The organism is Saccharopolyspora galaxeae (assembly GCF_016526145.1).
GTDB classification, from domain to species: Bacteria; Actinomycetota; Actinomycetes; order Mycobacteriales; family Pseudonocardiaceae; genus Saccharopolyspora_C; species Saccharopolyspora_C galaxeae.
In genome coordinates, this window is the sequence record NZ_JADDUE010000022.1 from 1 (window position 1) to 12,316 (window position 12,316).

Annotated in this window: 9 protein-coding genes; 4 read left to right on the forward strand and 5 right to left on the reverse strand. The window is 73.7% G+C overall.

Annotated features, from left to right (window positions below):
• Positions 1-175 precede the first annotated feature (175 nt).
• Positions 176-646 (reverse strand): hypothetical protein, encoded by a 471-nt coding sequence (locus tag INP57_RS28770; protein WP_200073521.1) that lies wholly within the window; start codon positions 644-646, stop codon positions 176-178.
• Between the two features lie 470 nt (positions 647-1,116).
• Between INP57_RS28770 and manB the strand changes: the two genes are divergently transcribed.
• Both manB and INP57_RS28780 read left to right on the forward strand, forming a co-directional pair.
• A complete protein-coding gene (gene manB / locus INP57_RS28775; protein WP_200073522.1) occupies positions 1,117-2,220 on the forward strand; it encodes a mannose-1-phosphate guanylyltransferase in 1,104 nt (367 codons plus the stop codon).
• On the forward strand, positions 2,217-3,131 hold the full coding sequence (locus INP57_RS28780; RefSeq protein WP_200073523.1) for a DNA-3-methyladenine glycosylase family protein: 915 nt from the start codon (positions 2,217-2,219) through the stop codon (positions 3,129-3,131). The genes manB and INP57_RS28780 overlap by 4 nt, the downstream gene beginning before the upstream one ends.
• 42 nt (positions 3,132-3,173) lie before the next feature.
• Here the strand turns inward: INP57_RS28780 and INP57_RS28785 are convergent, their stop codons facing one another.
• The 4 genes from INP57_RS28785 to INP57_RS28800 form a co-directional block, all read right to left on the reverse strand.
• Positions 3,174-3,740 (reverse strand): NUDIX hydrolase, encoded by a 567-nt coding sequence (locus INP57_RS28785; protein WP_307850339.1) that lies wholly within the window; start codon positions 3,738-3,740, stop codon positions 3,174-3,176.
• Positions 3,741-3,911: 171 nt separating this feature from the next.
• Complete coding sequence (locus tag INP57_RS28790) at positions 3,912-5,255, reverse strand: coenzyme F420-0:L-glutamate ligase (protein ID WP_200073524.1); 1,344 nt, start codon at positions 5,253-5,255, stop codon at positions 3,912-3,914.
• On the reverse strand, positions 5,252-6,250 hold the full coding sequence (gene cofD, locus INP57_RS28795) for a 2-phospho-L-lactate transferase (RefSeq protein WP_200073525.1): 999 nt from the start codon (positions 6,248-6,250) through the stop codon (positions 5,252-5,254). The genes INP57_RS28790 and cofD overlap by 4 nt, the downstream gene beginning before the upstream one ends.
• Positions 6,251-6,392: 142 nt before the next feature.
• Positions 6,393-7,136 carry a site-2 protease family protein gene (locus INP57_RS28800; RefSeq protein ID WP_307850340.1) on the reverse strand — a complete coding sequence of 248 codons (744 nt, stop codon included), beginning with the start codon at positions 7,134-7,136 and terminating at the stop codon, positions 6,393-6,395.
• Positions 7,137-7,847: 711 nt separating this feature from the next.
• Between INP57_RS28800 and INP57_RS28805 the strand changes: the two genes are divergently transcribed.
• A complete protein-coding gene (locus INP57_RS28805; RefSeq protein ID WP_233628707.1) occupies positions 7,848-8,177 on the forward strand; it encodes a WhiB family transcriptional regulator in 330 nt (109 codons plus the stop codon).
• A 134-nt stretch (positions 8,178-8,311) separates the two neighbouring features.
• A complete protein-coding gene (locus INP57_RS29935) occupies positions 8,312-12,265 on the forward strand; it encodes a glycosyltransferase family 2 protein (protein ID WP_307850341.1) in 3,954 nt (1,317 codons plus the stop codon).
• Positions 12,266-12,316 lie beyond the last annotated feature (51 nt).

Here is a 12,316-nt window from a genome sequence, read left to right on the forward strand (position 1 = left end):
AGGACCTCCATCGTTCGGTGCGTGATGTGGTGATCCACACCGAACCTGGGGGTCCTTCCTATTCCAAGATCATCCAACCGCATGTTCCAAATTCACAACCTCCCGAGGCACTACAGCTACCCGACCCGCTACGCAAACCATTTCCTAAACGCTCCTAGGGGCCGCGGCCCGGGCGTCAGTACTGGTTGTGCTGCGCCGCCTGCGAACCCAGCGGGCCGAACTGCCCCGCGGGCCGCTGCGCCTGGTACGGGTTCGGCGGGAGTTGCTGGCCGAGCTGGTCCTGGCCGTACTCCTCGACCGGCCAGCCGTACTGCTCGGACTGCTGCCCGCCGCGCTGCTGCCCGTACTGGCCGCCCTGCTGTTGGCCGCCCTGCTGCGGACTGCCCTGTTGCTGGCCGTACTGCTGCTGACCGCTCTGCTGCTGCCCGTACTGCTGCGACGTGCCCTGCGGACGCTCCGGGCGCCCCAACGTCCGCGTGGCGTTCGGGTCGTGACCGGCACGGTCCGCGGCGTCCACCACATCGCGCGGGATCCGCACCGTGTTCGAGGCGTCCATCGGCGACGTGGCGCTGTCCGGCGTGACGACGAACCTGCCCCGTGCCCGCGCACGAGCAAGTGTTTCGTCGGCTCGGTCCCGCGGGTCCATAGCGGTGCCTCTCCATGCTTTCGCCGTCGGATCTTCCGCCGCGCGCTGCGTGCCCGCCGGGCGACGCCTCTTGGGCCGGTCCGCACCCGGCGCGCGGGGGCAGGGCCGGTCGAAGTCGTGGTGCGGCTTCGATGTTCGCGCTCATGTTGCCACTGCGACGTTGCCCGGTGCGACGCCGCCGCATTCGGTTTCGACTCGGTATCGGGGTTCGTTCAGGTCGGTCACGCGAGGCGGAACCGCTGGTGGCGGACCGCGGATGCCGGGCTCGTCGGGAGTGATCCAGCCCACCGAGGCCGACCCTGGGTCCATTATGCCGCCGCTGTTGGCACAGTATTCCTCCCAACGGGTTTTCGTCAGGATCGACGCACGCCCGGCCGCGACCGCGGCCGGGTCGTCGCGGCCCGAGGCGGACCGCCGGGGCCGCGGCCGGCGGCTCGCCGGCCACCCGGCCCGGAGAAAGGAGGCCCGGTATGACCGCCGGACCCGCAGGTCCCGATCCGCTGCCCGGCGCGGAGGCGGTGGTGCTCGTCGGCGGCAAGGGGATGCGCCTGCGCCCGCTGACGCTGTCCGCCCCGAAGCCGATGCTGCCCACCGCAGGCGTGCCCTTCCTGAGCCACTTGCTGGCCCGCATCCGCGACGCGGGCATCGAGCACGTGGTGCTCGGCACCTCGTACAAGGCGGAGGTGTTCGCCGAGCACTTCGGCGACGGCTCCGAGTTCGGCCTCGACCTGGAGTACGTCGTCGAGGAGGAACCGCTGGACACGGCGGGCGCTATCCGCAACGTCGCGCACCTGCTGCGGGAGGACGACGTGCTGGTGTTCAACGGGGACATCCTCTCCGGCCTGGACCTGCGCGGGCTCGTCGACACGCATCGCGCGAACGCCGCGGAGGTCACGTTGCACCTGGTCAAGGTGGACGACCCGCGGCAGTTCGGGTGCGTGCCCACGGACTCCGACGGCCGGGTCGAGGCGTTCCTGGAGAAGACCGAGGATCCGCCGGTGGATCAGATCAACGCCGGTTGCTACGTGTTCCGGCGCCCGGTGATCGAGGCGATCCCGGCCGGGCGCCGGGTGTCGGTGGAGCGCGAGACCTTCCCCGGCCTGCTGGAATCCGGCGCGCGGGTGCAGGCGCACATCGACTCGTCGTACTGGCTGGACATGGGGACTCCGGCCGCGTACGTGCGCGGTTCGGCGGATCTGGTGCGCGGTGCGCTGCCGTCCGCGGCGCTGCCCGGTCGGCCGGGGGAGGCGCTGCTGCTGCCGGGAGCCGAGGTGGCCGCCGATGCCCGGGTCGACGGCGGCAGCACCGTCGGCTCCGGCTGCGTCGTGGCCCCGCGGGCGCAGGTGACGGGCTCGATGCTGTTCGAGGGGGCGCGCATAGGATCGGAGACCGTGGTGGAACGTTGCGTGCTCGGCGCGGGCGCCCGCATCGGCGACCGGGTCACGCTGCGCGGCGCGGTGATCGGTGACGGTGCGGTGATCGGCGACGACTGCGAGCTGCTGGACGGCGCCCGGGTGTGGCCGGAGGTGGCTATCCCGGCGGGCGGAGTGCGCTTCTCCGCGGACCGCGGATGACCGAGCCGATGCGCACGAGCTGGCAGCCGCCGGAACCGTTCGACCTGGCCCGGGTGCTTTCGCCGCTGCGCCGCGGCCCCGGCGATCCGACCAGCAGTGTGGAAACCGGCGGCGCGTGGTGGCTGGCGACGACGACTCCGCACGGACCGGCCACGCTGCGCTGCACCGCGGACCGCGACGGTCGGATCACCGCGCAGGCTTGGGGCGATGGCGCCGAATCGGCGCTCGGCCGGGTACCCGGCCTGCTCGGCGCCGCCGACGACGACACCGGCTTCGTCGCCGCGCACGACGTGGTGCGGCGCGGCAGGCGAGCGGCTCGCGGGATGCGGCTGTGCGCCTCGGGACGGGTCTGGGACGTGCTGGTGCCCGCCGTGCTGGAGCAGAAGGTCACCAACCGGGAAGCGTGGCGCTCCTGGCGGGAGCTGTGCCGCCGGTTCGGCACGCCCGCGCCCGGTCCTGCCCCGGACGGGCTGCACGTGGTGCCGAATCCGCGCCAGCTGCGGGAGATCCGGGATTGGGAGTGGCACAAGGCGGGCATCGACGGCGCCCGCAGGCGCACCTTGATCGCCGCCGCCGGAGTCGCCCGCAGGCTGGAGCGGGCCGTCGAGCTGCGCGGCGCCGAAGGCCGCGACCTGCTGCAGAAGCTGCCCGGCATCGGCCCGTGGACGGCGGCCGAGGTCGCCCAGCGGGCATGGGGCGATCCGGACGCGGTCAGCGTCGGCGACTACCACCTGCCGACGATCGTCGGAACGGCGCTGGCCGGCCGCCCGATGGACGACGCCGAAATGCTCGAAGCCCTCGCCCCTTACGCGGGCCACCGGCACCGCGCGGTCCGCTACCTCGGCGCCGCGGGAGTCTCCCGCCCCCGCTTCGGCCCCCGCCTACCGGTCCGCGACTACCGGGCCAGCTGATCACCCGGATACGAGCACGCGGCGAAGCCTCCGGACGTGCGACTACGAGTGATCCAGCCGGGCGCGGGCCGCGGTGACCATGCTGTCCAGGCCCGATTCCGGCGGTAGCCCGTCCAGCGGCCACCAGCGCAGGTCGAGGGACTCGGCGCTGCGCACCGGCTCCGCTCCGGCGGGCGCGCGCACCACGTAGCGGACGTCGAAGTGCCGCGTGGGCACCCCCAGCGAGCAGGTGATCGGGTGCACTTCCACGTGCACCGGCACCGGATCCACCGCCAGACCGTCCATCCCGGATTCCTCGGTCGCTTCCCGCAGCGCGGCACCGGCCAGCGAAACGTCCTCCGGCTCGCAGTGCCCGCCGACCTGCAACCACTTGCCGACCCGCGGGTGCAGGGTCAGCAGCACCCGCTCCGCCGCCGCGTCCAGCAGCACGGCCGATGCGGTCAGGTGGCCCGGCTCGCACGCGCGCAGGCAGGCGTCCGGGCGCGCGTCGAGCAGCGTGAGGAAGGCGTGCTTGAGCGTTTCCTGCGACCGTTCCGCCGGTTCCCACTCGCGGAGGCTGCGCGTCGCGTCCGCGTGCAGTCCGTCCGAGTCGTCCCGCTGGTTCGTCACAACCCCACCCAAAATCGTGTCCGGCCCGGTTCACCCGGGCCGCAGCTCGTGTCGCGGCGCACGCGCACCGTCATGTCGAGTTTCCCGCGCCGCCGTCAGACCCGGGTTCGGTTCCGGCTCATCGCCGGGCTCGGGAATCGCCCAGGAGCACATCCGCGAACCGGGACGTGCTCAAAGCTCCAGCAGCCCGTCGTCGAGGTCCCGCGGCGGCCGCGGCCCCTCGACCGGCTCGGCCGGGTTCCCGACCGCGACCGCGCCCAGCGGCTCCCACGAATCCGGCAGTTCCAGCGTCGCGCGCACCACGTCCGGGCAGAACAGCGTCGACGAGACCCAGCACGAGGCCAGCTCCTCGGCCGCCAGCGACACCAGCAGCCCCTGCACCGCGGCACCACCGGCGACGGTGAACATCGACCGCTCCGCTTCCGCGCGCCGCGCGTCCGGGTAGTCGTGCGCGCCCTCGCGGACCAGGAACGGCAGCACCACCTCCGGCGCCGCGTACAGCAGGTCGCCGCGGCCGGTCCGGCGCTGCGCGGACTCCTCGGACCGCCCGTCGCCGCGCAGGTCCTCCAGCCACGCGGTGCGCATCGCGTCCAGCAGCTTCGTCCGAAGTGGACGGTTGCGGAGCCAGACGAACCGCACCGGGCGGGTGTGGTGCGGCGCGGGCGCGGTCAACGCCGCACCCACCGCGCGGCGCACCGCGTCGGCGTCCACCGGCTCCGCGCCGAACGAGCGCTCCGAGCGGCGCAGCAGCACCGCCTCCTTGCGGCCCTGCGCGACGGCTTCCTGCGTGCCGAGCCGGAACAGGTCCTGCTCCACCGGGCGCACCAGATCGGAGGCGCCGGAGCCGTCGTCGTCCGTGGTCAGCCCGCGCAGCACCGCCACCGGTACGCCGCCGAGCTTGCCCTTGACCAGGTCCGCGGCCGCGGCCACCTCGTCGGCGATCGCGACCTCGGTGACCGCGAGCTCGTTGCCCTGCCCGTCCGTGCTGCCCGCGTACTGGTGCAGCACCCGCAGCCCGGCCGCGCCGATCGCCGCGTCGGTCTGCCCGTTGCGCCAGGTGCGGCCCATCGTGTCGGTGATCACCACGCCGACCTGCACGCCGAGCCGCTCGGCCAGGCCCGCCCGCAGCCGCCGCGCCGAGGCGTCCGGGTCCTCCGGCAGCAGCGCGATCTGGTCCAGCGCCACGTTCGAAGCGTCCACGCCCGAAGCGGCTTGCACGATGCCCAGCCGGTTCCGGGTGATCAGCGTGTTCCGGAACCGCGCCAGCACGTCGGTGGCCTCCGAGCGCACCAGGTCGCGGCGCAACCGCTCCCGCTCGTCCGGATCGCGCGGGGTGCGGACCGTGCGGCCCTCCGCCTTGGAAATGATCTTGCTGGTGACCACCACGACGTCCCCGTCGGACAGCCACGGGGCGGTCGCCGCGATGGACGCCGCCACGTCGTCGCCGGGGCCGAACTCCGGCAGCCCGGGCACCGCGAACAGCCGCAACCCGCCGGTCGCCGCGTGATCGGTCATGCTGCTCCCTCCGGCGCGGCCAGCCCGGCCACATCGAACGCCGCCCGCGCCATGTCCGCGGACGCGTTCACGTCGGACATCAGCAGCGGCACGTCGCGCACCGTCGCACCCGGCACGTCCGCGGAGTCACCGGTGTGCACCAGCCACGCGTCCAGGATGCCGTCCGCGGAGCGGGCGCCGTAGTGCCTGCCCACCGCCTCGGCCGAGGTCTCCACCCCGATCGCGCTCAGGCAGGCGTCGGCCATCCCGCGCAGCGGCTTGCCGCCGATGATCGGCGAGAGCCCCACCACCGGCGCCTTCGTCTCGCGCAGCGCCTTGCGGAACCCGGGCACCGCCAGCAGCGTCCCCACGCTGACCACCGGATTCGACGGTGCCACCAGCACCACATCGGCCTCGTGGATCGCTTCGGCCACGCCCGGTGCGGGCTCGGCCTCCTCGGCGCCGACCGGCACGATCGCGCTGGCCGCGGGCTCCGCGCGGTGGCGCACCCACCACTCCTGGAAGTGCACCGCGGCCGGTTCGCCCGTCGTCGGATCCTCGATCGCGACGTGCGTCTCCACCCGGTCGTCGGAGACCGGCAGCAGCCGCACCCCCGGCCGCCAGCGGTCGCACAGCGCCTCGGTCACCGCCGAGAGCGGATACCCGGCGCGCAGCATCCGGGAGCGGATCAGGTGCGTGGCGATGTCCCGGTCACCGAGCCCGAACCAGCTCGGCTCCGCGCCGTAGGCGGCGAGCTCTTCCTTCACCGACCACGTCTCGTCGACCCGGCCCCAGCCCTTCGCGGTGTCGATGCCGTCGCCGAGCGTGTACATGCAGGTGTCCAGGTCCGGGCAGACCCGCAGCCCGTGCATCCACACGTCGTCGCCGATGTTGACCACGGCGGTCACCTCGTGCGGGGATTCCTGCTCGCCCAGCGCGGGCATGCCCAGCGCCGCCTTGATACCCAGCAGGAACCGGGCGCCGCCGACCCCGCCGACCAGTGCTACGACCTTCACGCTCCGATCCTCGCACGTGGCCGACCCCGCGCCGTTCCCGCGCTCCGTTTCCGCCCGCTGCCGACGCGCCGGCGCCTTCCCCCGATCCGGGCGGATCTTGCGGAGTGAACGGCTCGCCGGGCCAGCGGGCCCGCTCCGGGGCTCAGAACTCCCAGAAGCGGAACGCCTCCTGGCCGAGGAAGGCGTGCGTCTGGCTGCCGCCGACCAGCGCGAACACGAAGTAGGCGAGTCCGAAGAACGCCTGCCCCACCGGCCGCACCGCGAACAGCAGCACGAACAGCGCCAGCGGCGCCCACGGCCGCGCCTTCTCGCCCAGCTCGCGGGCGCGGCCGGACAGCCACGGCTCCAGCGCGCCGTACCCGTCCAGCCCCGGGATCGGCAGGATGTTCAGCACGAACGCGATCACCTGCAGGAACGCCAGGTAGGACAGCCCGCTGGAAAGCCCGATCGGCATCGGGAACACCGCCACCGACAGCGTCAGCAGCAGCCCGATCGCGAGGTTCGTGAACGGCCCGGCCAACGAGACCATCGACTCGTCCCGGCGGGTCCGAAGCGCGTGGTGGTTGATCCACACCGCACCGCCGGGCAGCGGGATGCCGCCTGCGATGACGAACAGCAGCGGCAGCACGATGCTCACCACCGGGTCGGTGTAATGCCGCGGGTCCAGCGTCAGATAACCCTTCGCGCGGACCGCGAGATCGCCGCCGCGGTAGGCGGTGATGGCGTGCCCGAACTCGTGCAGGCACAACGAGGTGGCCCAGCCGCCGAGGACGATCAGCACGATGCCCGTCACGCGGGCGACGGTGTTGTCCACGGTGGCGAGCACACCTCCCGCGACCGTGGCACCGAGCAACGCCAGGAACAGGGGACTCACACGCTTGTTCACGTCTCCCAGTGTCCACACCGCTCACCGCGCGCGGTGGGCGATGGGGTGATATGCCTTGATCACCGATGATCAGCACCGCCGTTCGGAGCAGCGGACCGAGTCCGTTCGGCCGGTGCCGCTGCGTCATGCGGGGCTCTGGCGGCGTCCCTCTACGGGTTGTCTCCGCTTGACCGCATGGAGCTACAACGGTGTAATCACAGCAGTGTCATTCCCCGCTGAAACGATTGCTCCCCGCCGCCTCGACCGGCTCTTCGGGTGCTCGCTCGAAGACGTGGGCGGGCCGGTGGCCCGGTTGATCGACCCGGTTGACCGGCGCTCCGGCGCTGGGTGGGCGGTCATCGGCGGCCCGTCCGGGTGCTCCCGGCCGGGTGGTGGAGTGCAACAGCGGCGAGGTCCATCGCAGGCGGGCTCCTCCGGGATCGGATCCCGGTAGCCGCCCGCCGCTGCGCCGGGGTGAACGACCGGCGGTGATCGGGCCTTCGCGGCGGTCGTCGGCGGGCGGTCGGGGAAGGGAGCCCCGGCCGGACCACGGTCGGACGGGCGGTGCCGGTGAGAGGGCCGGAACTGCGCCCGGCCGGCGATGCGGGCCGCGGTCCGCATCCGGAGTGCATCCCGAACGGTCCTGGGGAGGACCGCAGGGAAAGGGAGCGATCGGGGGAGGACCAGATGTGGGAGACAGGTCAAGCCCACCTGATGGAACAGGGCAGCTTGATGGAACAGAACCGGCTCACGCAGCCGCACTTGGTGCGGTGGGGGGATTCGCGCGAAGCGGACAGCACCGACGTCGACGTGCTCGCCCAGCTCTTCGAACTCGGCGAGCAGGAACAGGAATGGCAGGAGCGCGCGCTGTGCGCGCAGACCGATCCCGAGGCGTTCTTCCCGGAGAAGGGCGGCTCCACCCGGGAGGCCAAGCGCATCTGCGCCGGCTGCGAAGTGCGCTCGGAGTGCTTGGAGTACGCCCTGGAGCACGATGAGCGGTTCGGCATCTGGGGCGGTCTGTCCGAACGGGAACGACGCAGGTTGAAGCGGCGCGCGGGATGAGGTGCTGAGGCGGCCGCTTCCGGCCGCGGCCCCCTGCGCGCAACGAGAACCGAGACGGCCTGCGGGGTCCGGTCCGGCGCCGTGTTCGACTACCGTCGTGCCGAGATCGGTGAACGGCGGCAGGGGAGGACAGAGTGGTCGGGACCGCGCGCTCCAGCACCGCGCCGCGTCGCAGCACCGCGCCGGTGCTGGCCGTGCTGGTGTGCCACGACGGCGACACCGCGCTGGCCGAGGTGCTGTCCGCGTTGCGCGGGCTCACCGTCCGGCCCCGCCACGTGCTCGCGGTGGACACCGGTTCCGCTGATCGCACCGCGGAGATCCTCGCGGCCGAGGACGCGCTGGACGGGGTGCTCACGTTGCAGCGCGACACCGGTTTCGGCACCGCGGTCGCCGCGGCGGTCGAGCACGCGAACGCGCGTTGGGGCGATCCCGGCCGGTGGTTGTGGGTGCTGCACGACGATTCCGCGCCGGAACCGGACTGCCTGCGGAACCTGCTCGGGGTGGCGGAGCTGGATTCGTCGGCCGCGGTGCTGGGACCGCTCGGGCTGGATTGGGACGATCCGCGGCTCGTGGTGGACGGCGGGCTGTCCACGGATGCGTCCGGGCACCGGCAGACCGGCATCGGAGCGTCCGAATTGGACCCTGCGCTGGTGGGCGGTGCCGGTGAGTCCGAACTGGACGGTTCCGGGGGTTCGGATCGTCCGCTTTCCGGCGGTGTGCCGGAGGATTCCGGCGGGTCGGTCGACGCGGTCCCGGACGATCCCGGGATGGAGCGAGACGGCTCGGAGCCGGGTTCGGCCGGTGGCGATGCGGGTGGCGCCGATGCGGGCGGCGCGGACCGGGCTGGTGCGGACTCGGTCGGCGAGGGCTCGGCCGACGACGCCTCGGTCCAGGACGATTCGGCCGGGGACGATTCGGCCGAGGTCGAATACGCCGGGTCCGTCCCTAGTCGGTCGGTAGCCGTCGATTCCGATCCGGCGGTCTCCGTTTCGGTCTCCTCCGAATCGGCATCCTCCGTTTCGACCCTGGCCGATTCGACTCCGTCCGATGCCGCGTCCTCCGATGCGGCCCCGTCCGATTCGGCTCCGTCCGATCCGGCTCCGTCCGATTCGGCGCGAACCGATCCTGTCGAGCCCGATCAAGCCGAGGTGGATTCGCCGGACCGCGAGTTATCGGCCGCGGAGTCGGACGACGCCCAGCACGGTCCGGACCCGGTTGATCAAGCTGCCGCGGAACCTGACGCGGAGCCGAGGACCGCGGGCCTGCCGGTCTCCGAAGTCCTCGCCGTGAGCACGGCCGGTGTGCTGATCCGCCGGGACGTGTTCGAGCGGCTCGGCGGCTTCGACACCGCTCTGCCGATCGGTTTCGAGGACGTCGACTTCGGCTGGCGGGTCAACTCCGACGGACACCTCGTGCTGTGCGTGCCGGGCGCGCGGATGCGCCACGCCGGCCTCCTGCGACGCGGTGAGCGCGCGCCGGATGCCGCTGCGCAGCGCACCCTCCGGGCCGCCGAGCGGGTCGGAGGTGTCCGGACGTTCCTGGTGAACTCGGCGGTCTTGTCGTTCGTGCTGGGCGTTCCGCGCTTGCTGGTGCTCGCGACGCTGCGCGCCGCCGGGTTCGCGCTGCTGCGGCGCTGGCCGGACGCGGCCGCGGAACTGTCGGTGCTCGCCGGGATCTGCACCGGCCGGATGGGCCTGCGCAAGGCGCGGGCGGCCCGCCGCGAAGTCACGCCGCGGCGCTCCGAAGTGCGCGGGTTGCTGACCAGCAGGCTCACCCGGCTGCGCAACGGGCTGCGCGCGGCGTTCGCCTGGCTGGTGCGCGAGCGGGTGCGGCGCGACGTCGTGCTCGGCAGGGTTCCGTCTTCCGCGGCGATACCCGGAAGCGCGGCGATCACCAGCAGCGCAGCGCCGCGCCCGGTCGGCCCGGAAGCCCTGCCCGCAGGTGCGCTGCCCGCGGGAGCTGCCGGACCGGAGAAGCAGCGCCGCGTCGCGGGCCTGCGACGCCCGGCCGGACCTGTCGTGGTGCCGCTGGAATCCGCCGAGGCCCCGGCCGAACCCGCTGCACCTCAGCGACCGTCGCCGGTTCCGCGCGGGGCGCGGCCCGAGCCCGCCGAACCGGACCGGCAGCTGCTGCTGGTCGAGGTGAACCGCTGGCGGGTGCTGCGGGAGCTGCTGCTGGCTCCACCCGTGGTGCTCACCGCAGCGCTGGTGGTGCTCGCGCTGGTCACGCACGGGCTGGTCGCCGAGTTCCCCCGCTTCGGCGGCACCTTGCAGGGCGGGCGGCTGCTGCCGGTCGCGGACCTGAGCACCACCTGGCGCGACTACCTCGCTTCGTGGCATCCGGTGAACGGCGGGACCGGCTCTCCCGCACCCGCCGCGCTGCTGGTGCTCGCCATCGCGGGCACCGTGCTCGCGCCGATCGGCGGACCGGCGGCGGTGGTGGGGGCGCTGCTGCTGTTCGGGATACCGCTGGCCGGGCTGAACACTTACGCGGCCACTCGAGCGCTGCCGATGTCCGGCCGCAGCCGGGCGCTGGCCGCCGGTGCCTACGCGCTGCTGCCGCTGGCCACGTTGTCCGCGGGGCAGGGTCGGCTGGACGTCGTGGTCGCGCACGTGCTGGTGCCGCCGCTGCTGGCGGGTATCGCCGCGGTGATCGGGCTGACCCGGATGGCCGCGATGGGCCGCTCGCGGCATTGGCTCAGCACTGCCTGCCTGACCGCGCTCGGGCTCGCCGTGCTGGGTGCCTTCGCGCCGCTGGTGCACGTGATCCTCGTGGTGCTGGCGCTGGTCGGGTTCGTCGCGGTGCCGAGCGAAGCGCGCCGCGCGCCGCGCCGGGTCGCCGGGTTGGCCGCGCTGGTGCTGCTGCCGGTGGCGTGCCTGCTGCCGTGGCCGGTGGTGCTGCTGCGGCATCCGGAGATCTTCGCGCACGGGCTCGGTGCCCGGTTCACCGAAGCAGCGGCGGGTGGCTGGCTGGCCGCGTTGAGCCCGGCACCCGCGGGCCTCGCCGGTGCGCTGCTGGTGCTGACCGCGCTGTTGGCGCTGGTGCTCGCCCCGCGCAAGGCGATGCTTCCCGGCGCGGTCACCGCGCTGGTCGGCTGGGCGGCCGCGGTCTGCGTGGACCTGTTCGCGCTCGCACCGATCGGCGGTGGTCCCGCCACGACCGGTGCGACCGGGGCAGCGCTCACCGTCGCGGCGGCCGGGCTGCTGTGGATGACGCTGTCGGCGGGGCCGATCAACCGGCTGCCGCGCCGCGCGGGAGTTGCGCTGCTGACGGCCGCGCTGCTGGTCACGGGCGTGAGCGCGGTGCTGGCCGGGCGCGGTCCGCTGCGCACCGAGCCGGGTGGGGGAACCCCTGCGCTCGCCGCGGAACTCGCCGGACCCGGCGCGCTGCTGGTCCTGGACCCGGGGCCGCAGCCCGCCCGGCTGGTGGACGGCAGCGGTCCGCGTTTCGGCGACGACGATCTGGTGCCGGTGAGCAGCGCGGTCGACTGGCTCCGGCAGTCCGAGGCGGACGTGCTCTCCGGCGATCAGCAGCGGGTGCGGTCGGCGCTGGCCGCCGCGGCCGCGCGCGGCGCCGGTCACGTCGCCGTGCCCGCCGCCGCTTCGGCGGAGGTGCAGCGCGCGGCCGGGGAAATGGTCGTGGAGCACGGCAGGCTCGGCGACGGCTCGGTGGTGCTGCGCGTGCTGCTGCCGACCGGGCCGGTGCAGCTGCTCGGGCCGGACCTGGCGCGGCAGGCGCGGCTGGAGGCAGCCCCGTCTCCGCAGGCCCGGCCCATTCCGGTGCCCGCAGCGACGCCGGAGGTCGCGGTCCGCGTGTCGGCGGGCGGCGTCGGGCGGGCGCTGGTGCTGGCCGCCGAGCACGAGCCCGGCTGGCAGGTGGTGATCGACGGGCGGGAGGCGCCGCTGGCGAAGGCGTGGGGGCACCAGGTCGCGGTGCCGCTGCCGGAGGAGGCGGGCGAGGTCCGGGTGGACTACAGCGACAGCTCGCGCGCCGCGCTGCTGGTGGTGCAGGCCGCCGCCTTGCTGTTCACCGCGATCGCCGCGCTGCCCTCCCGCCGCTCACGTGAACCGCAGCGCCCGCCGGCGTGAGTGAGCGGCCTGCTCGTCCGAACAGATCGGACCAGCGGTCCGTGCACCCCT